The sequence below is a fragment of the Gorillibacterium terrae genome, from assembly GCF_051594785.1.
Taxonomy (GTDB): domain Bacteria; phylum Bacillota; class Bacilli; order Paenibacillales; family NBRC-103111; genus Gorillibacterium.
Genome location: NZ_JBPPGI010000006.1, coordinates 157,007 through 177,227 on the forward strand (window position 1 = coordinate 157,007; position 20,221 = coordinate 177,227).

Below are 20,221 nucleotides of genomic sequence, written 5' to 3' on the forward strand. Positions count from 1 at the left end.
ACTTGCGCTTAGTTTAGCACGCACTATAAAGATTGTCAATTGTTCACTATAAAGAATTTTCCATCCTTCCTTTTCCCCATAGCAAAGAGCCGGACGGCCCGTCAGGACCGCCCGGCTCCTCGTCCGGTCGACTTATCTCAGGAGGTTGTTGCTGAGTATATCGTTCGCCTTCGTCTCCAACACCGCACGGATCAGGACGTTGTCGCTCACCGTGTAGCCCGGTGCACCGGCGCCCGCGTACAGCGTCGAGATTCCCTTGGCGGCGATGTTCGTGGCGATGGTGTTGCCGGTGAAGCTCGCCTTGCTCACCGTGTAGGGGCTGGCGCTCTTGGACGCGTCGTTCAGCTTGAGTACGGCCATCGATTGGCTGGTGAGCCGATTCGCGCGGATCACGTTGTCCTCGATGATCGCTTCCTTCGCCGCCTGGATGGTGATCGCCGGGTTGTTGCTGCCGACCTCGAAGGTCGAGTTGCGAACGGTCAGGCTGCCGTCCTTGCTCTCATAGTACAGTCCCATGGTGTTCGACTTGAACAGCCCGCCGTCGATCACGGTCGTTCCCGAGTTGCGGCTGTTCAGCTCCTTCATGCTGCCGGACGCCGCTTCGAAAACGGGATCGAGGTAGGTTCCGCGCGGCAGCGTGCCGCCGCTGTGCCCGATCAGCTTGAGCCGCGTATACGTGCTGCCGTCTTCAATGCCGCCCGCGATCGTACCGAGCAGCGTCTCCCCGTAGATCGTCACGTCCGTCAGGTTGATCGGCTTGCCCCAGAGCACCAGCGCATTCTGCTGCTTTTTGTTGTTGTACATGACGATGTTGGACGCGGTCACCCCGAACGGCACCTTGCTGCTGATGCTGAGCATGGAGTCGGTGAAGGTCATCCGGTCAATGACGATGTTCGGCCCGTCGAGCGTCGTATAGGAATCGTTCATCCGGTTATCGGTGAAGGTCACGTCGTGCGTAGCCGCGATCCGCGTTCCGTCGAAGTGGTTGTTCTTCGCCGCCACGCCCGTGAACGGATCGGAGACGGCCAGCCCGATGATCCCTTTCGAGGCAAAATGATTGCCGTCCACCACGGCGTTCTGCCCATCGTAGAGGATGAGGTCGTAGGCCGCGTTGTTCCAGAATTCGTTGTTGCGGATCGTCAGGTTGGTGTTGCGCTGCCCGTTTTCCCCAAAGCCGCCTTCGACGTCGATCCCGGACTGAGGCGCTGTGCCCTTCATATCGTGGAGGTAGTTATTCTCGATGACGATGCGGTCCGCTCCGCCGACCGTGATGCCCTGGCGGCGGTTAAAGGCGAACTCGGAGTTTTTGACCAAGGCGTTCTTGGAGACAGCCTTGTTCCACAGCTCCATGTAAACCCCCGTCGTGGAAGACTTGGCGAAGACGGCGTGCGCATAAGCCGCCCCATCCGGGAGGGAAAGGATCGTCCGCGCCTTCGCCCCCTTCAGCACAGAGAGGAGCGTGTTATCCGCCTTAAAAAAGTACAAATCGAAGGTTCCCGGCAGATTGGTCAGGTTGGACAGCTCGAATTCCTTTTCCTTCTGAATGATTTCATTGGTCAGCGGGAGCGGCGTGTTCGTGCGGATTTGGGTGGCGCTTGCGACCGGCTGGCCTTTGTCGTTATACGCGCCGGACGAGAAATGCGCCGCGTAGAAGTCCATGGCAAGCGTCCCCTTCCCGCCGATCGACAATCCGTCGCCGGTAAAGTTGATCGCTTTGACGCTGTTGATCGTGACATTGCGCGCGCCCTCGACGACGATTCCGTATCCGCTTTCGTGCGTGCCCGAGGTATACGGGCTGTCCTTCTTGCTGTAATCGTGCGTATCCTTGTCGCCCCGGTAGGTGCCGCCCTGGATCACCACGTTGTCGACTCCATAGCCGATGAAGAGCGTCCGGTAGGCTTCCTTGCCGTTCGTTTCCTTCTGAATGACCGTATTGGAATCCAGGGTAAAGGTCATGTTGGCGACCATGTTGATCTGGCTGTCCTTCGATATCAGATAAGTGCCGCGCGGCAGGCTCACGGATTTGATCCCCTGAGACTGGGCCCACAGGAGTGCGTCGTTGATCCCCTTGGTCGTCTCGACGGGGTGCGTGCCATCCTTGTAAATCCCGAACCGGGACAATTCCGTCTCGTAATGCGGGAAGCCGATGGGCGTTCCCAGCACCGTCCCTTCATTTCCGTCGGCAATGCTCGCCGCGGAGGGAGCGAGGAGGACGGCCGCCGCCAGCATGGCCAGCGCGATCAGTCCCTTTCGCCTTTTTCTCATGGCTCGTTTCCTCCTTGAGTCCCAATCTCGTTGTTTTGCTTCCAGTATATCCGACTCGGGGCCGATTGCTCCCGGCGATGGCTCAGGGAAACGGCGCTTGCGCGCGGATAAGTTCTCTCTGTCGAATCCTAGGTTACCATTCCCTTCCTGTAGGAACAATGAGAAGACCCGGCTATTTTCACGCCATCCGCTTCCTATTTTTTCGGGGGAGGACGTCCAGATCCCCGGCGGGAGACACACCAAAAAACCGCCAAGCTCGGCCTCGGCGGTTTAATGAGAAGCTGACGATACGGACGGTCAAAACTGGACGCTGAAGCCGGGGAACCGGTGCAGGCCCGTCCCGAAACGGTCCAGCCCACTCCGGCGCAGGAAGGCGGCGGCCTCCCCCGCTTCGCGAAGCAGGCCGGGCGGCAGGCCGAGGGTGTGATGCGAGCCGAATACCCGGGTCACCCCGGGTATCCGCGAGATCCGGGCCAGAGAATCGACGAGATCCGCCGGACAGGTCGAAGGATAGAAGGCATAGACCGGAGCCTGATCGTACAGCAGGTCGCCGGTGAAGAGATAGCCGTGCGTTTCATCGAAGAAGCACAGATGGCCCGGAGAATGCCCCGGCGTATGAATCACCCTGAGGCTCCTTCCGCCCAGATCGAGCGCCTCTCCGTCGGCCAGAAGTCCCGCCGGCTCGCCGCAGTACGGGACGAATTCCTCCAGCCGGAACGCATCCGGCAAGGGCTGCGCGAGGTCGCGAACCAGATCCGCGCGGATGCGTTCGAGCGGCAGGCCTTGAATCCCGTTGACCAGCCAGTCCCGATCCGCCTCGTGCACGTAGATTCGCTCATAGCTGCCATGGCTGCCGATGTGGTCGGTGTGCACATGGGTGGTCAGAACATCGATCGGAAGACCGGTCAGGCCGTCCGTGATTCGCTTGAGGTCGTCGATCCCGAGCCCGGTATCGATCAGCGCCGCCTTCCTGCTGCCCAGGAGCAGGAAGGAATGCACCCGCTCCCAGTGCCCGTACTCGCTGATGGCGTAGGTAGTCGGGTCGATTGACTCGACGGTGAACCAATCCTGCCTTTTCACTCCGCCGCCTCCCTTCAGCTTCGGGCGAATCCCTCCTCTTGGAGATACAGAAGCGCTTCCTCCTCTGTCTCGAAGGCGGAATCCACCTGGTCGCCGGCGAAGACGTACCAGCTTCCGTCCTCGGGGTCGATGTGCAGCTCCAGCGTGTGCCCTGCCGCGTCGCGCCAAACTTCCCGCAGCTCCGTGAAGCCCTCTTCCCGGTCCTCTTCTTCGCTTTCGGCCGGCCCGTTATGCGCATCCAAAGTCTGCGCAGCCGCTTCCGGACGGAGGCTCCGATCCATCCCGTCCGCCTCCAAGTCTCCCGGCTCGTCCGGCTCATTCGGCGATTCGGGCCCGAGCGAGCGGATGACCCTGCGGATCAACGCGCGCAGCTCCTCCGGTCCGTATTCCCGGATATTGACGAAGCCCTTGGCGTCCTGCTCCACATCCTCCAGCAAGCCCGCGTAGACGAAGCCGTTGCCGTTCGGATGAAGGTGATAGACCACGATTTTCTTCTCGTGGACGCTTCCCTCGTAATGGTAATTGACCCGGCCCATCGATACTTCCCGCCGTGTGAGCTCCGCGAACGAACCGATCACGGCCTCTTTTTCTGCAAAGGTTAACATGGTTTCCTCCTCGGCGGGAGCGCTGCGGCTCTTGAAACGGCCGCGTTTGCCCACTTTCCGCACTTTCCCTGAGTATACCCTATAAGCCCCGAAACGCGCACCCTCCCGCTTTTTCTAATGACAGCGCTTACCACGAACGTTTCGTTTCCGGTCTCTATTAATCTTTCGTAAATGCCCTCCCTTTCGAATTGAAATTACGATAAAATATCAATATAATAGAATCGTTTTATAGAGGTAGAAACCATCACGCAGAGAGGGATGAAACGTAACGTGAAAACTGGGTTCAAAGAGAGAATCGGCAAGATCGGAGCTTCCACGCTCGTCGCGAGCCTGCTGGCCATGCCGTTCGGCAGCCTGTATGCCTTCGCCGCGGACGGAACTTCCACGCTGAAAATGAGAATCCTGGAAACGACCGACGTGCACACCAACCTGATGTCCTACGATTATTACAAGAGCTCCGCCGCTCCCACCGTAGGCCTCGTGCGCACGGCCACCCTGATCGAGCAAGCCCGCAAGGAGAATCCGAACACGCTGCTCGTCGACAACGGCGACCTGATCCAAGGCACCCCGCTCGGAACCTACAAGGCTTTGATCAACCCGGTCAAGGCGGACGAGATTCACCCGGTTTACAAGATTATGAACGCCCTCGGCTACGACATCGCCACTTTCGGCAATCATGAATTCAATTATGGTCTTCCCTACCTCAAGCAGATCATCCAAAAAGCGAACTTTCCCTATGTGAACGCCAACGTCTACGTCGACGACAAAGACAGCAACCCCGACAACGACGTCAATGCCTTCACGCCTTACAAAATCCTGAACAAAACCTATACCGACGAAAGCGGCGCGGCGCAGACGGTCAAGATCGGCGTGCTCGGCCTGGTCGCCCCGCAGATTACGGAGTGGGACAAGAACAACCTGGAAGGCAAGGTCATCACCAAGGACCTCGTCGCCACGGCCGAGAAATACGTGCCGCAGATGAAGAAGGACGGGGCCGACCTGGTCGTCGTCATGGCGCACAGCGGCTTTAACGGCAGCGCCCAGGCGAACGTCCTGGCCGAGGATGCCATCTATCCGCTGAGCAAGGTGCCCGGCATCGACGCCATCACCTTCTCCCATACGCACAAGATTTTCCCCGCCGCCTCCGAAAGCGCACTGGACGCGCTCTTCAAGGATTCGACCGGCAAGCCTTATCCCGGCGTGGACAACGCCAAGGGAACGATCAACGGCGTCGCTGCGGTGCAGGCCGGCTACGGCGGAGCCAACCTCGGCCAGATCGACCTGACGCTGTCGAAGACGAACGGCAAGTGGACCGTCACGCAGACGCAGTCCTCGACGAAGGCCATCTACGACACGGCGGCCAAGAAATCCTTGGTCGACGCCGATCCGTCGATGGAAGCCTTGGTCAAGGCCGAGCATGAAGGCACGCTCTCCTATGTGAACAGCCCGATCGGAACGACCACCGCTCCGATCCACAGCTACTTCGCGCTGGTGCAGGACGATCCCTCCGTGCAGATCGTCACCGCCGCCCAGAAGGAGTACGTCAAAGCTTACGTCGGCAAGAACCTGCCGCAGTATGCGAATCTGCCGATCCTCTCCGTCGGAGCCCCCTTCAAGGCGGGACGCAACGGCCCCGAGGAGTACACCGACATCGCCAAGGGCCCGCTCGCCATTAAGAGCGCCGGCGACCTGTACCTCTATGACAATACCCTGAAGGCCATGCTGGTCAAGGGCTCCGTCATCAAGGAATGGCTGGAGATGTCCGCCGGCAAGTTCAACCAGATCGACCCGGCCAAGACGGGCGAGCAACCGCTCTTGAACCCGTCCTTCGCCGTGTACAACTTTGACGTCATCGACGGCGTCACCTACCAGATCGACGTGACCAAGCCGGCCAAGTACAAGCCGGACGGCACGGTGAACGACGCTTCCTCGAGCCGGATCGTCAACCTGCTCTACAACGGCAAGCCGGTTGATCCGAACCAGGATTTCGTCGTCGCCACGAACAACTACCGCGCGAGCGGCGGCGGCAACTTCCCGGGCGTCAAGGCGAGCAAGATCATCCTCGACTCTCCGGACGAGAACCGCCAGATCCTGATGGATTACATCACGTCGAAGAAGGAAATCAACCCGACCGCCGACAACAACTGGTCGATCGCTCCGATTCCGGGAGCCAACCTGAACGTGACCTTCACCTCGGCTACGGCCGCCGAGAAGTACGCCCAGGCTTCCGCCAACATTAAGTACACCGGCAAGACCGACGACAAGGGCTTCGGCATCTTCACCATCGACCTGTCCAAGAGCCCGGCGACCACGCCGACGCCGGCCGTCGAGTTCCCCGATGTCGCCAAGACCCACTGGGCGCACGATGCGATCCAGAGCCTGGTCGAGAAGGCGATCGTCAACGGCACCCCGGCCGGAACCTACCAGCCGAAAGCCAATGTAACCCGGGCCGAATTCGCCAGCCTGCTGGTTCGTGCGCTCGACCTGAAGGCAACGGCCGCCGTTCCGTTCAAGGACGTGGCCGCAAACGCTTGGTATGCCGGCGCCATCGCCGCCGCTTACGAGAATCATCTGATCCAGGGGGTCGGCAACGGCAAGTTCGCGCCGAACCTGCCGATCACCCGCGAGGAAATGGCCGTTATGGCCAAGAACGCCCTCAACATCCGGGCCGCCGCAGAGCTGGCGATTCCGGCCTACAACCTGAACAACTTCCACGACGCCGCCAAGATCAGCGGCTGGGCCAAGGATTCGTTCAAGCTGGTCCTGGACCGTAAGGTGATGAACGGCGACGGCAACATCAATCTGCTGTACCCGAAGAACAACGCCAATCGCGCCGAAGCCGCTATCGTCATCTATAACCTGATCACTGATATCGACGTGCAGCTGCTCGGCATCAACGATTTCCACGGCCAGCTGGATTACAAGAAGGTCGTGAAGGACGCAACGGGTAAAGTCACCTCGACGCTGGGCGGAGCCGATTACCTGGCCGCCTACCTGAAGCAGTATGAAGCCCAGAACCCGAACACGCTGCTGGTTCACGCCGGCGACGCGGTCGGAGCGAGCGCTCCGGTGTCCGCACTCCTGCAGGACGAGCCGACCATCGACTTCCTGAACCGCCTCGGCTTCGATGTCGGCACGCTCGGCAACCACGAGTTCGACAAGGGCGCTCAGGAAGCGTTGCGCCTGATTAACGGAGGCAAGAATCCGAAGACCGGAGCCAGCTTTGCCGGCGCCAACTTCCCGTATGTCGCCGCGAACGTCCTGCTCGACGGCAAGCCGATGCTCGATCCGTATGTGGTGAAGGAAGTCGGCGGCGTGAAGATCGGCTTCATCGGCGTCGTTACCAACATCACGCCGACGATCGTCAGCCCGGCCGGTCTGAAGGGCGTCACCTTCACGGAGCAGGCTCCCGCCATCAACAAAGCCGTTAAGGAGCTTCAGGCTCAAGGCATCCACGCCATCGTCATCCTGGCCCACGATCCGTTCGAAGGCAGCGCCACCGCTCCGACCGGCGAAGTCGTCGATCTGGCCAAGGCAGTCGATCCCGATGTCGACGTGATCTTCGCCGGCCACAACCACGGCAAGATCAACACGACGATTAACGGCAAGCTGGTGATCGAAGCCAATTCCTACGGCATCGCCTTCTCCGACGTCGATCTGGTGGTTAATCGGGCCACGCAGGACATCTCTTCCGTCAAGGGGAATGTCGTCGACGTGAAGCAGGAAGGCATGACCCCGGATTCCGCCATCACCAAGATGGTGAAGGACTATGCCGACAAGAATGCGCCGGTGATGAACGCCCCCGTCGGCAAAGCCGACGCCGCCATCACCCGCGAAGTCAGCAAGAGCGGCGAGAACGCGCTCGGCAACCTGATCGCCGACGGCATGCGCGAGACGATGAAGGCCGATTTCGCCTTCATGAACTCGGGCGGCATCCGCAACGATCTGCCGCAGGGCAGCGTGACCTACGGTGCCATGTTCGCCATCCAGCCGTTCGGCAACGTGCTGATCAAGATGACCCTGACCGGAGCTCAGCTGAAGGCTGTCCTGAACGAACAATGGTCCGGCACCTCGGCCAAGATCGGGCAGATTTCCGGCTTCACCTACACCTATGACGACAGCAAGCCGTACGGGCAGAAGGTGCTGGAGATCAAGAAGGCCGACGGAACGGCCATCGACGACAACGCCTCTTACACCATCGTCGTCAATGACTTCATGGCGAGCGGCGGCGACGGCTATACCACGCTGACCAAGGGAACGAACCGGATCGCCGGTCCCGTCGATCTGGACGCCACCATCGATTACGTCAAAGCCAAGTTTGCGAACGGCAGCATCACCGCCAAGATCGAAGACCGCTTCAAGAAAGTGAACTAATCGGCTTCCTCCGCCGTTTGGGACGGGGAAGCCTCCGTCCCTCCCTGACGGGAAAGCAAATATCCCTTTTGAGCAGCCGTAAGGATCAAGTCCTTGCGGCAGACTCAGAAGGGATATTTTTTATTTCCATTCGCCGAGGGACATTCGGATCCCTGCCTTTATCCTGCCGCCCGGACGGAACAGGTCTTCCTCCGCAAACTCGCCAAGCCATACCAGGACCGCGGCCACCGTGACTTGGAATTCCTCCTTCAATTCGGCAAGGGACCGCTCCCCATAAGCTTCGTAGAAGCTCCGGTACAGCTCCCCGAGCTGATTCCACTTGTACCCGATGCGGGCATATCCGGCGTCCGGGAACCGGAGATCGATATCCGCTTCCTCCACCGCTTCAAATTCGGCGGCAAACCGTTCCGCCGACCTCCCCCTTTGCCGCCCGGTTAACCTCGTAAACTTTTAATGGAACCAAGCTTTCCCTACCGGGCCGGGGCCTGCTTCTATAGAATGGACTTCATACGACTGAAGCTGCGGCGAATAGGAGGAATAACCATGTTCAAAACGCCCGTCATGCGGCGCGGCACGCTGTTCACCAGTCCCCAGGAAGGGTGGGACCTGAACCTGTATCTGATTCGCGGTCGCCGGTTTCACTACCTGATCGACACCGGGCTCGGTTCCGGCTCGATGGAGGTGATTCACCGGGAGCTGCGGGGAGACGATACACCCGTCATCGTCATCAATACCCATTACCACTGGGACCACATCTGGGGAAACGCTTCTGCGCCGGGCGGCCTAATCGTCAGCCATAAGCTGTGCCCCGGGCTGATCGAACGGAATTGGAGCGCGATGCTGGAAGCCAAGTCCGGGTATCGGCAAGGGGAGACGGCGCTTCGGCTGCCGGATCTCGTGTTCGACCGCGAGCTGTATTTTGCCGAGGACGGTATCCGCCTGCTTCACACGCCGGGTCATACGGAGGATTCGATCAGCGTGCTGGATGAACAGGATCGGGTTCTGTTCGCAGGAGACAACCTGGGGGACACCCCCGAAGAGCTTCTGCCCAGCCTCGCTGCCCCCAAGGAAACCTACTTGGATACGCTGTCGCTTTACGAACGGCTCCCATTCGATCTCCTGCTGTCGGGCCATAACCGGATTTTCGACCGTTCGGTGCTGTCCCGCGTCCGCAGCCTGCTCTAGAGGCAAGACCTGCCAAGCCGCGGGTCCTCCGCTCCCCTTCAACAAATCGCCGCAAACCGGACATGCCGGGGCCGCCGCGCGTGGTATAATTTGCCCATAGGCAAAACGAAAGGGAGAATGGAGTATGAACGTACTGGACATCAAACCGGGCGTAAAGTGGCTCGGTGTGCAGGATCACGACATCCGCGTCTTCGACATCATCATGGTGACCGAATTCGGCACCTCCTACAATTCCTACCTGGTGGAAGGCCGCGACAAGACGGCGCTGATCGAGACCGTCAAGGTGAAATTCTGGGACGAATACCTGGCCAAGCTGCAGGAAACGGTCGACCTCGCCAAGATCGATTACGTCATCGTCGACCATACCGAGCCCGACCATGCCGGTTCGATGGAAAAGCTGCTCGACTACATACCCGACGTAACCATCGTCGGCAGCCCGGTGGCGCTGAAATATCTGAAAGCGATCACCAACCGCGAGTTTAAGTCCCTGGCGGTCAACGCCAAAAGCACCCTGGAGCTCGGCGGCAAGACGCTGTCCTTCATCCCGGCTCCGCTCCTGCATTGGCCCGATTCGATGTACACCTACCTGCAAGAGGACAAAATCCTCTTCACCTGCGACTCCTTCGGAGCCCATTACGCCTTCGACGGCGTCCTGCTCTCGAAGATTGCCGACCGCACCGACTATTACGCCGCCCTGAAATATTACTACGACTGCATCATGGGGCCGTTCAAGGCCAGCATGGCCGCCGCCATCGACAAAATCGAGCCGCTCGCCTTCGACGTCATCTGCAACGGACACGGTCCGGTGCTCGACCGGAATCCGCGCGAGATCGTCCAGCTCTGCAAGGAATGGTCCGTCGAGACCAACCCGAACCGCGGCCGCAGCGTGGTCATTCCCTATGTATCCGTCTACGGCTATACGGAATTGATGGCCCAGGAGATCAAGCGAGGCATCGAGGCAAGCGGAGACGGCGAGACGGAGGCCCTGCTCTGCGACCTGACCGCAGGCGACCTAAGCGACGTTCTGGAGAAGATTTACTGGGCGGACGGGCTGCTCTTCGGCTCGCCGACGATCAACGCCGACACATTGCCGCCCGTCTGGAACCTGCTGACGCAGCTTAACCCGATCGTCCACGGCAAGAAGCTGGCCGGCGTGTTCGGCTCCTACGGCTGGAGCGGCGAGGCGATCCGGAACATCGAAGCCCGGCTCGGCCAGCTCCGCTTCCGGACCGTTCCGAGCTTGAAGACGCTGTTCAAGCCAAGCTCGGACGAGCTGGCCGAGGCTTACGACTACGGCCGGCGTTTTGCGCAGGAGCTTGTGAATCCGGGAACTGGCTTCCCCGCGGCCGAGGCCGCCGTTTGACCCTGTCTTCGCCACAGCAAAAAAGGATTCTCCCCGTCATGGCAGCGCACCGTCTGCCGGGAGGGAGAATCCTTTTTTTCGTCTGCGCCGGTCCATGCCGGTCCATGCCGATTCGCACTGATCCACGCTGACCCCTATCCCGCTGTCCGCTAGATGACGGGATAGCTCCATTCATAGCGGGGCGAGGCGTAATAGGGCGGGCGACGACCGATGAGCGGCATCGTCCAGGTAAACGGATTATCTGCGTACTGCATATCCACCGTCTGGGATGACTGCGGCACGAGCAGCAGCTTGACCTGCGGGCTGAACATGATTTTCATGACCATCCTCCTTTTCGGGCTTCTCCACAGCCTATGCAGGTCCCGGCGGAGTGCGCCTGGAGCGGCGGGCTCGCCGTCCCTTTCTCTAGGCACCACCCCATCCCGGGCGACATACAGCTATAGGAGCGAATTCATGAAGGAGGGTTCCCATGAAACCCGAAACGCAGCATCCGGCCGAGATCGCCGACCTGCAAAGGCAATTCGAGGAGCGGAAGGTCGAGGCTCCTTACCCCCTCTACCCGTTCTACGGAAAGGTGACCCAATACAAAGAAGTTCCCATCAGCTATCCGGAGCAGCGGCAGCTTCATCAGCCGGGCCTCAGCTCGGTCATGGTGCCGAGGCCGATCCTGGAGAATCCCGGGTACCGCGGCAGCGGCAAGCTGACCGGCAAGACCGCCTTAATTACCGGCGGCGACTCGGGAATCGGCGGCGCGACGGCGATCGCCTTCGCCAAGGAAGGGGCCGACGTGGCCATCTCGTACCTGGATGAGCACGAGGACGCGCTCTTCATCAAGCGCCGGGTCGAGGAGCTCGGTCGAAGCTGCCTGCTCATGCCCGGCGACGTCCGCGACAAGCGGTTGTGCGAGGCGCTTGTCGAGCACACCGTCGCGACCTTCGGCCGCCTCGACATCCTCGTGAACAACGTCGGCATCCAGTTTCAGCAGAACGAGCTGACCGACATCACCGACGAGCAGTTCGACGACACGTTCAAGGTCAACATCTACTCGCACTTCTACGTAACCCGGGCCGCGCTGCCGCACCTGAAGGCCGGAAGCTCGATTATCGCCACCGCCTCGGTGGTGACCTATGTCGGCAACCCACAGCTGATCGATTATACGTCGACCAAGGGCGCCATCGTCGGCTTTACCCGGGCGCTGGCCAAGAATGTCGCCCAGAAGGGCATCCGCGTCAACGCCGTCGCGCCCGGCCCGATCTGGACGCCGCTCATTCCCGCCAGCTTTTCGGCCGACCAGGTCGCCGTTTTCGGCACCGAAACGCCGCTGGGCCGTTCCGGCCAGCCGTTCGAGCTGGCGCCGACCTACGTATACCTCGCCTCCGACGATTCCCGTTATGTCACCGCGCAGGTCCTGCATGTCGACGGAGGACAGTCGACTCATTCCTGAGCAGCGAGCCACTCCGCAATCTCCAGGTAGTCGGCTGCCGTATAGGTGGGAACGGCAGCCGACTCGGGCTCGACGCGGCGGTGATTGAACCAGATCACCCGCCAGCCGGCGGCCAGCGCCCCCGCCACGTCGTTGCGCCAGGAATCGCCGATGTACACGCTCTCGTCCGCCGAGGTGCCCGTCCGCTCGTTGGCGAGGGCGAAGAGGCGGGCATCGGGCTTGTCCCAGCCCACGGCGGCGGAGATGAACCAGCGCTCCGGCGGAATCAGCTTTTCCAGGCCGAGCGCCCGGATCTTGTTCTGCTGATGCCGGTCCGGCCCGTTCGTAATCAGGCCGACCGTCACGCCCCGGCCCGTCAGCTCTCCGATCAGCTCCCGCACGCCGGGATAAGGCGAGAGCCGGTATTGGCAGCCGAGATACGCCGCCTGCATCGCTTCTGCCCGATCCCGCCCCAGGTCGATGCCGTATTCTCGGAACGCCAGCCGGAATCGCTCCCGGCGCATCTCTTCCATGGCCGGGGTCCCCTCCATCGCGCCGGCGCCGCCGTGGACGGCCGACAGCGTGTCGCTGTAATACCGCATGCGGTGGTAGGCTTCCTCGTAGGGAAAACGGTCGTCGCGTCCCAGAATCTCCTCTACCGCCTGCCGAAAAGGCAGCAGGTGGTCGTACAGCGTATCGTCTACGTCCAGGAAGACCGCCCGAATGGGGCGGAGCTTCCGGTCGTCCGTCCGGTTATCCATTTTACAGTCTCCTCGTTTGCGGGTTTCCCGTTATGTTCGTGTGCCGATAGCCCCTCCTGCGGGTAGGGACTATCGGCTGTTCCCTTTTCATTGTCCGGGTTTTCGGGACATTCGGCAATAGAAAACGGCGCTTCCCTCCGGATCATCGGACGGGAAGCGCCGTTAGGAGGGCCGAGTGGGCGGCAAGAACGGCCGCCTTGGCCGCACTCAGGATGCGGATTGAAGCTCCCGCACCAGCTCCGCCACCGCCTCCTCCAGCGAGACGACGGGACGGCCGAGCAGCTTCGCCAAGTCTCCGCCTTCGACGGCCAGCTCGCCGCCGCGGATCGCCTGCTGAATCAGCGACAGGATCTGTACCACCGGAGCAGGCAGCCCGGCGGAGGCGAGACCCGCTTCGTAATCCTCGTCGCTCACTTGCTGCACGGCAACCTCCCTTCCCGTCGCCTTGGAGAGAGCGGCCGCATAGTCGCGGTACGTAGCCAGCTCGCCGCCCAGCTCATACACCGTGTTCGAGTGGCCTTCTCCGGCGAGAACGGAGGCCGCCGCCTGGGCGTACTCCTCGCGGGGAGCCCAGCCCGTCAAGCCGTCGCCCGCCGATGTCACGAGCGGCGCTCCGGCCAGCACCGCCTTCACCGTATCGGTCTCGTTCTCGACGTACCAATTGTTGCGCAGGAACGAATACGGAATCCCCGACTGGCGGATCGCCTCCTCCGTCGCCTTGTGGACCTCGGCCAGGAACAGCTTGCTGTGTTCGGCGTTCGGAGCGCTGGTGTAGACGAGGAAGCTCACGCCGGCGCGTTTTGCTGCCTCTACCGCATTCCGGTGCTGACGGATGCGGGTTTCATTGTCGCCTTGCGACGAGATCAGCAGCAGCCGCCGGATCCCGGCGAACACCCGGTCGAGGGAGGCCGGATCGTCATAATCCCCCTTCCGAACTTCTACGCCCAGCTTGGCGAGTTCCTCCGCCTTGCGCGGATCGCGAACGCTGACCGCCACCTGCTCCGGCGGCACGAGCCGGATGAGTGCGCGTACCACCTTGCTTCCCAACAACCCGTTTGCTCCCGTAACCAAATACTTGGCCATGTTATTGCACCTCCGTAAAAGTTGGTTTTTCCAGATAAGGCTTGAACCCGTCCGCCAGCTGCTGCAGGGTCGTCGCCCCGAGTCTCGCCTCGAAGGCCTCTTGGGCGGCGCGCATCTCGGCGCGAAGCAGGGACTCGATGTTCCGACCGACCGGACAGGCCGGGTTCGGATGCTCATGAAAATGAAACAATTCTCCCTCGGTCGCCGCCTGAACCGCTCGATACACCATAAGCAGCGTAATCTCCCCGGGCGGCTTGCAAAGCGTCGCCCCGCCTACGCCGGGCCGGATGTCGATGAGGCCGGCCTTCTTCAGCATGCCCGAGATCCGGCGGATAATGACCGGATTGGTATTGACGCTGCCCGCCAGATAATCGCCCGTACAGGGCTCGGGGGTGACGGCGATGAGCGATAGGATGTGAACGGCAACCGAGAACCGGCTGCTGATTTGCTTCATGGTGCCTCCTCCTTTTGTTGTAACCATTTTAGTTCTATCGATTGAATCTGTCAAATGAAGCCCCCTCTCTTCGATCGTTAGCATCGTTAGTCGTTAGCATCGTTTCCCATAGCCTGCCGGGTCTTCCTCCCCTCGTTTCCCTTGAACGCAACCCAAAAAACGCGGAAAGCCCTCAGGCTTCCCGCGTTCCTTTACGCTTCCTATTTAGTTGGCCATGTTATTGGTCGCACCGCGGGGAGAAAAGACGGAGATATGGTCGACCTTCCCGGTAGCGGCCGGAATGATGAACTTAAGCTGGTACTCGTCGCCCGCATGATAAATGTAAATCTTATCGTTCCCGTTCTCCTTGATGTCGTCGGGCTTGCCCAGCTCGCCTTCGATGTTCTTCAAGGTGAGCTTCTGCAGCTCGGGGGCGCTCGACCGGATATCGAAGATCTGGCTGCCCTTGTTCCAGCCGATCACCGCATTCTTTTTGTCATAGGTGGAATAAATGCCTGCGCTGCCGAACGGGTCTTCCTTGTCGGCCTTGCCCCAATCCTTATAGACATCGTCGATCAGGCTCTTGTGGACGACATAGGAAAATCCCGGTGCCTTGCCCTCCTTGGCCAGCTTCATCATCTCCTGAATCTGCTTGGATACGTCGGAAGCGGCAGGTGCGGCGGTTCCTCCTGCGGCGGGGCTGGCGGTATCCGCCGGGGCCGGAGAAGCCGAAGCGGACGGAGCCGATGCGCTCGGAAGCGCGGCGGAGGCCGTTGGCGCGGCGGTTGCCGGAGAAGCCGAAGACGGCGGGATGGAAGCGGACGGGCTCGCCGTGCCGCCGTCGCCGTTCGAGCTGCAGGCCGTCAGCGTCAGCGCGCCGGCGAGAGCAAGCGAAGCGGTCAGGGTTTTATATACGCGTGTCATCACAATCGTCTCCTTGATGGGAAATTGTAAATACCTCTATTGGACGGACGCCGGAAGCAAAAGGTTTCAATCCGCTACGGCGCCGGTTTGGCTTTTGCTCCAACCGGCTTGGCCTCTGCCCTAAGTCGGTTATGCAAAACTCTCGTAAAAACCGACTCTTCTTTTTTTGACATCATCCGCCTATTTGAAACGATATTTTGTCATTTTTGATAACATGATAACTATTATCACTCATCTCTATTAGAACATTTTATCTTATTATTCCTCTTGTAGTGATATATACCCTTTTCTAGATGAAATATAATCCTTTTTTATCTAACCAAATGTTAAATTTATTAACATTTCATATGGATTTTCATGAAAAGGGATGGTAGAATCTTCTTACTATTCTTGCCGCTCTACTGGAAGTCCGTCCTCTGAAGGCAGAAGGAGATTCAGAGCATCCAGCGGAGGGATGAGAGGTACATACAGGATGATGGAGGGGATTCTTTTTGGAGAAGGGTTTAACGAAACTGTCCATTTTGACATTGGCGCTCGGCGTCACGGTCAGCGGCATTCCCGGGTTCGCTTCCGCGGCATCCGGACTTACTTCGGCAGACGGCGTACTCAACCGGCAAGCCTTGGCGGGCACGGCCCAACCCGTCATCTCTTCGAAGATCAATACGTCTTCGAACGAAAAGGTCCGCGTCATCGTTCAGCTCAGCAATCAACCGGCGGCCACCGGGATCGCAGCCGCACGCCAGGGAATCGCCTCGGCTTCCCTTTCCGCCGACTCGTTGAAGGCTTCCGTGAACACGCAGCAGTCCACCGTGCTCAAGAAGGCGGAGGCCAAGGGAATTGACCTCGCGGTCAACTATCGGTACGACACGGTGCTGAACGGCTTTGAGGTTACCGTTCCCGCCAACGAGATTCCCGACCTCGCGAAGATCCCCGGCGTCGTCTCGATTCACGAGAACAGCACGTGGTACGTGCTGCCGAACGAGGAAGCGGGCGTGACAGACGCCACTTACGACGCCGTTCCGGTCCACCAGGTGGAAGCCGACTGGGCTTGGGCTCACGGCTATACGGGCAAAGGCCTCAAAATCGGCGTCATCGACACGGGCGTCGATTATCTGCATCCCGATATCAAGGACGCCTATAAAGGCGGCTATGATTCCTTCCAGAACGATAACGATCCTTATGAAGAGCCCCCTTTGACCAAGGAAGACGATCCGCTGGGCACGGGCTATGAAGGCACTTATCACGGTACTCACGTGGCCGGTACGATCATCGGCCAGTTCAAGAACCCGACCAGCGAAATTGTCCAGAAGGGCATCGCTTACGGAGCTGAGCTCTACGCCTATAAGGTTCTCGGCCGAAATCCGGAAGAACCGACGAAGTCCAGCGGTTCCTCCGCGCAAGTGATCGACGGCATCGAGCGTGCCGTGCAGGACGGCATGGATGTCATCAACCTGTCCCTCGGCTCCGACTCCGAGAAGGACGTCAATTCTCCGGACTCGATCGCCATTAACAATGCCGTTCTGGCCGGAGTCACCGCCGTTATTGCCAACGGCAATAATGGCCCCGGTTATAGTACCATGGGTTCGCCGGCTGCTGCCCAGCTCGGCATATCGGTTGGTGCGGTCACCAGCAACTCCAAGAACTTCAAGGGTAAATTTAATCCGACTACGGCAACCGGAAACTCCGTAGCGGACGCTACCTACGCTACGTACGGGGAATTCCATATGATGGGCTGGGAGCCCACCCATGAGGATTTCAACTCCATTTTCGGGGACACCGTCTATCAGTTGGTCTATGCCGGACTCGGCGCCGATGCGGACTACAAGGGTCTCGATGTAACGGATAAGATCGTATTCGTTTCACGCGGCTCGCTCGCCTTCGTCGATAAGATCGCGATTGCCAAGGAGCATAATGCCAAAGCCATCATCTTGTATAACGGCCGCGCCAACGGAACCGCTCCCGACTTTACGGCCAGTATCTCTCCCGAGCTCGATGACTATATTTCCACAGACCCGGTGAACTTTACGCCGTATGTGTTGGGAGACTCGTACGATTATATCCCTACCATCAACATGAAGGGTGCGGAAGGACGCCGACTGGCCGATTTGATTGCCAATAAAGGCCAAACCGTCAGCATCCAATTCAACCCGACGAAGTATGAGTCCTGGATTACACCCGGCGACCAGCTCGCCGACTTCACTTCGTTCGGACCGAACTTTGATGCCAGTATGAGCATCAAGCCGGACATCAGCGCTCCGGGTGTCAATATCATGTCGACCTGGCCCGCCTATAAGAAGAAGTACCCCGATGCCTCTTACGACAAGGCCTACAACCGGATTAGCGGCACCAGCATGGCTACGCCGCATGTGGCCGGGCTCTCCCTCCTGATCAAGGATGCCCACCGGAGCTATACGCCGTTTGATATCCGGGCGGCGCTGGCCAACACGGCCGATCCTCTGGATGCGACCGATCAGTATGGATACCATGATTATTACTTCTCCGGTCCCGGCCGCGCCAACGTCAAGAACGCCATCCTGACACCGGCGCTTCTTACGGCGGTTGAGCCGATTACCATTCTGAGCAAGTATTTCAATCCCATATCCGTGACGAACTACAACCCGACAGCCAGCTTCGGACTCGTTGCGGCCGGTGATTCCTCCATTAAGCAATTGGAATTGAAGAATACATCGGAACAAGCCCTGACCTATGCCGCCCACGTGGAATGGCTGCCTGAAATGGGAGCCGAAGGCTTGACGGCGGCGGTACCGGCTACCGTCAGCGTGGCTTCCAACGAAAAGTCCGACTTCAATCTCACTTTGACCGTCGGCAGCGATGTCCCGGCTGACGCTTGGTATGAAGGCTCCGTCGTCTTGACGGCGGATGGAGTGCCGACGCTTCGCCTTCCGTTCGTGGTCCATGTCGGCGACACTCCCTCCGCGTTCACGGAGCTCGATCAGTTGAGCTTGACGAACAAGCAGCTCTATCCGAACCGCAACTACCAAAAGACCACCGACCTGTCGTTCCGGCTTAACACTAGCGTGACCAACTACATCGAGGTGGATGTCGTCAATCTCGACGATGAAACGATCGGCATCTGGGACATCGATAGAAAGGATAAGATCACGGATCGCTTCGCGGCCGATACGTACGAATGGACCGGGTTCGACGGATCGTATTATACGGTCGACAGCAAGGGCAATCTGATCTTCGACGAAAACGGAGAGCCGATCCGCGCCAATCTCAAAGACGGCACCTACAAATTCGTCGTGATCGCCGCCCAGCTCACGGCGGACGGCAAGGTCGCCAAAGACAAGAAGGGGAACAGTCTGGCTTACCAGAACGTCACTTCCTTCTATGTCGACAATTCCACCGCCAGCTACACCGGCCCCATTGGGGTTCCGACCGCTCCCGCCGCTAACCAAGCCGCATCCGCCGTGGTGGATCAAGGCTTGAAGCAAGTTACCGTAACGCCTGCCGCCGCCAGCAAGGATGGCGTGACCACGGTTACGGTTACGGACGACGGCCTGAAATCGGCCATCTCGTCGGCCGGGACCTCCGCAGCCGCCGTCTTGATCGACGGAGGCAAGGATACGAACGCCAAGCTGAGCCTCACCGCCGATCAAGTGAAGCTGATCGCCTCGCTGCCGGCCAAGAGCACCGTGGTCTTCAGTGCAGGCGGTTCCGCCGTCGCGTTGCCGATCGCTCTTGTCACCGGCGCGCCCGCAGGCGCAGCCCTGGAAGTTACCGTCAAAGCGGCCGACGACGCCAAGAGCGCCTTCACCGCCAAGCTCGGCGACGGCAAGCTGGTTGGAACGCCGGCTTCCTTCGAAGCCAAGTGGGTAACGGCAACCGACAGCAAACCGGTCGGAACGCCGAGCAATATCTTCATCAAGCGTTCCTTCACGGTACCGGGCAGCATCGAGCCGAACACGGCCGGCGTCCTGTTTGAAGAAGACGGCGTGGTGACCGCGGTATCGTCCGTCTTCGCCAAGCAATCAGACGGCACGACCGTCGTCACGGTCAACCGGCCGGGCTTCTCCGTCTACGCCGCGGCGATCCGCACCGTTGCTTTCACCGATATTGCGGCATCGGCGCAAGCCTCGCACATCCAGGCGCTTGCCAACAAGTGGATCATCAACGGCACAACCGCCACCGCCTTCTCGCCGAAAGCCAACCTGACGCGAGCCGAATTTACCGCGTTGCTCGTCCGGGCGCTTGGGTTGAATGCGACGGCAACCACCCAGTTCAAGGACGTGAAGAAGAGCGACTGGTTTGCGGCCGATATCGCAGCCGCTACGGATGCGGGCCTGGTGAAGGGCATCGGAGGCGGCAAGTTCGATCCGAACGCCAAGGTCACCCGGCAGGACCTCGCGGTCATTCTCGACCGCGCGCTCAAGCTGACCGGCATCGAGCTGAAGCCGATCGGTTCCTCTCCGTACGTACCGTACAAGGATGACGCCAGTGTCGCGGCTTACGCCAAGGACAGCGTGACATCCCTTTCGAAAGCGGGCGTTCTCGGCGGGTACGATCAAGCCGGCGGCTCCTTCTACCGCCCGGCCGTATCGGCCACCCGTGAATTTGCCGCAGCCGCCCTGCACGAACTGCTCGTCAAGGCCGGCCTGAGCGACTGATTTCGCCCGGCCGCAAGGTTTCGAAGCTTCAAGCCCTCTTTTCCGGACTTCCGGGGAAGAGGGCTTTTTCATTTTTCTCTCAAATCTTCTGCTA

At 59.9% G+C, this 20,221-nt stretch carries 14 protein-coding genes; 5 read left to right on the top strand and 9 right to left on the bottom strand.

From position 1 onward, the window contains the following. Positions 1-132: 132 nt before the first annotated feature. From ACSEXS_RS19280 to ACSEXS_RS19290, 3 genes are all read right to left on the bottom strand, one after another. The gene (locus tag ACSEXS_RS19280; RefSeq protein ID WP_438434877.1) at positions 133-2,265 is read right to left on the bottom strand and encodes a right-handed parallel beta-helix repeat-containing protein; all 2,133 of its coding nucleotides are present in this window, start codon (positions 2,263-2,265) and stop codon (positions 133-135) included. 297 nt (positions 2,266-2,562) lie between these two features. Continuing rightward, positions 2,563-3,345: an MBL fold metallo-hydrolase gene (locus ACSEXS_RS19285; RefSeq protein WP_438434878.1), complete on the bottom strand. Its 783-nt coding sequence runs from the start codon at positions 3,343-3,345 to the stop codon at positions 2,563-2,565. 14 nt (positions 3,346-3,359) lie between these two features. Then, entirely contained in the window at positions 3,360-3,950 is a 591-nt protein-coding gene (locus ACSEXS_RS19290) for a hypothetical protein (RefSeq protein WP_438434879.1), read from the bottom strand. A gap of 258 nt (positions 3,951-4,208) precedes the next feature. On the opposite strand from ACSEXS_RS19290, the gene ACSEXS_RS19295 reads away from it, so the two are divergent. Then, positions 4,209-8,324: a bifunctional 2',3'-cyclic-nucleotide 2'-phosphodiesterase/3'-nucleotidase gene (locus ACSEXS_RS19295; protein ID WP_438434880.1), complete on the top strand. Its 4,116-nt coding sequence runs from the start codon at positions 4,209-4,211 to the stop codon at positions 8,322-8,324. Between the two features lie 120 nt (positions 8,325-8,444). Here the strand turns inward: ACSEXS_RS19295 and ACSEXS_RS19300 are convergent, their stop codons facing one another. Beyond that, the gene (locus tag ACSEXS_RS19300; protein ID WP_438434881.1) at positions 8,445-8,705 is read right to left on the bottom strand and encodes a ClbS/DfsB family four-helix bundle protein; all 261 of its coding nucleotides are present in this window, start codon (positions 8,703-8,705) and stop codon (positions 8,445-8,447) included. A gap of 162 nt (positions 8,706-8,867) precedes the next feature. Between ACSEXS_RS19300 and ACSEXS_RS19305 the strand changes: the two genes are divergently transcribed. Then, a complete protein-coding gene (locus tag ACSEXS_RS19305; RefSeq protein WP_438434882.1) occupies positions 8,868-9,509 on the top strand; it encodes an MBL fold metallo-hydrolase in 642 nt (213 codons plus the stop codon). Positions 9,510-9,633: 124 nt separating this feature from the next. Then, positions 9,634-10,872 carry an FprA family A-type flavoprotein gene (locus ACSEXS_RS19310; protein WP_438434883.1) on the top strand — a complete coding sequence of 413 codons (1,239 nt, stop codon included), beginning with the start codon at positions 9,634-9,636 and terminating at the stop codon, positions 10,870-10,872. Positions 10,873-11,021: 149 nt separating this feature from the next. On the opposite strand, the gene ACSEXS_RS19315 is transcribed toward ACSEXS_RS19310, so the two are convergent. Further along, positions 11,022-11,192 (bottom strand): hypothetical protein, encoded by a 171-nt coding sequence (locus tag ACSEXS_RS19315; RefSeq protein ID WP_438434884.1) that lies wholly within the window; start codon positions 11,190-11,192, stop codon positions 11,022-11,024. Positions 11,193-11,341: 149 nt separating this feature from the next. On the opposite strand from ACSEXS_RS19315, the gene ACSEXS_RS19320 reads away from it, so the two are divergent. Further along, positions 11,342-12,316 carry an SDR family oxidoreductase gene (locus ACSEXS_RS19320; protein ID WP_438434885.1) on the top strand — a complete coding sequence of 325 codons (975 nt, stop codon included), beginning with the start codon at positions 11,342-11,344 and terminating at the stop codon, positions 12,314-12,316. Here the strand turns inward: ACSEXS_RS19320 and ACSEXS_RS19325 are convergent. From ACSEXS_RS19325 to ACSEXS_RS19340, 4 genes are all read right to left on the bottom strand, one after another. Further along, positions 12,307-13,056, bottom strand: coding sequence for an HAD family hydrolase (locus tag ACSEXS_RS19325; RefSeq protein ID WP_438434886.1), 750 nt, complete (start codon positions 13,054-13,056; stop codon positions 12,307-12,309). The two genes, ACSEXS_RS19320 and ACSEXS_RS19325, sit on opposite strands and share 10 nt — an antisense overlap. A 207-nt stretch (positions 13,057-13,263) precedes the next feature. Further along, positions 13,264-14,139: an SDR family oxidoreductase gene (locus ACSEXS_RS19330; protein ID WP_438434887.1), complete on the bottom strand. Its 876-nt coding sequence runs from the start codon at positions 14,137-14,139 to the stop codon at positions 13,264-13,266. A gap of 1 nt (position 14,140) precedes the next feature. Beyond that, positions 14,141-14,593 carry an Rrf2 family transcriptional regulator gene (locus ACSEXS_RS19335; protein WP_438434888.1) on the bottom strand — a complete coding sequence of 151 codons (453 nt, stop codon included), beginning with the start codon at positions 14,591-14,593 and terminating at the stop codon, positions 14,141-14,143. 204 nt (positions 14,594-14,797) lie between these two features. Beyond that, positions 14,798-15,496, bottom strand: a complete 699-nt coding sequence (locus ACSEXS_RS19340) for a YjgB family protein (RefSeq protein WP_438434889.1) — start codon at positions 15,494-15,496, stop codon at positions 14,798-14,800. 491 nt (positions 15,497-15,987) lie between these two features. Between ACSEXS_RS19340 and ACSEXS_RS19345 the strand changes: the two genes are divergently transcribed. After that, positions 15,988-20,127 carry a S8 family serine peptidase gene (locus ACSEXS_RS19345; protein ID WP_438434890.1) on the top strand — a complete coding sequence of 1,380 codons (4,140 nt, stop codon included), beginning with the start codon at positions 15,988-15,990 and terminating at the stop codon, positions 20,125-20,127. The last annotated feature ends 94 nt before the right edge of the window (positions 20,128-20,221 follow it).

Bases quoted from the DNA above. Each gene is read 5' to 3' on its own strand.
- ACSEXS_RS19320 (WP_438434885.1), top strand. From the start codon at position 11,342: ATGAAACCCGAAACGCAGCATCCGGCCGAGATCGCCGACCTGCAAAGG.
- ACSEXS_RS19325 (WP_438434886.1), bottom strand. From the start codon at position 13,056: ATGGATAACCGGACGGACGACCGGAAGCTCCGCCCCATTCGGGCGGTC.
- ACSEXS_RS19315 (WP_438434884.1), bottom strand. From the start codon at position 11,192: ATGAAAATCATGTTCAGCCCGCAGGTCAAGCTGCTGCTCGTGCCGCAG.
- ACSEXS_RS19280 (WP_438434877.1), bottom strand. From the start codon at position 2,265: ATGAGAAAAAGGCGAAAGGGACTGATCGCGCTGGCCATGCTGGCGGCG.
- ACSEXS_RS19330 (WP_438434887.1), bottom strand. From the start codon at position 14,139: ATGGCCAAGTATTTGGTTACGGGAGCAAACGGGTTGTTGGGAAGCAAG.
- ACSEXS_RS19310 (WP_438434883.1), top strand. From the start codon at position 9,634: ATGAACGTACTGGACATCAAACCGGGCGTAAAGTGGCTCGGTGTGCAG.
- ACSEXS_RS19335 (WP_438434888.1), bottom strand. From the start codon at position 14,593: ATGAAGCAAATCAGCAGCCGGTTCTCGGTTGCCGTTCACATCCTATCG.
- ACSEXS_RS19305 (WP_438434882.1), top strand. From the start codon at position 8,868: ATGTTCAAAACGCCCGTCATGCGGCGCGGCACGCTGTTCACCAGTCCC.
- ACSEXS_RS19290 (WP_438434879.1), bottom strand. From the start codon at position 3,950: ATGTTAACCTTTGCAGAAAAAGAGGCCGTGATCGGTTCGTTCGCGGAG.
- ACSEXS_RS19295 (WP_438434880.1), top strand. From the start codon at position 4,209: ATGAAACGTAACGTGAAAACTGGGTTCAAAGAGAGAATCGGCAAGATC.
- ACSEXS_RS19340 (WP_438434889.1), bottom strand. From the start codon at position 15,496: ATGACACGCGTATATAAAACCCTGACCGCTTCGCTTGCTCTCGCCGGC.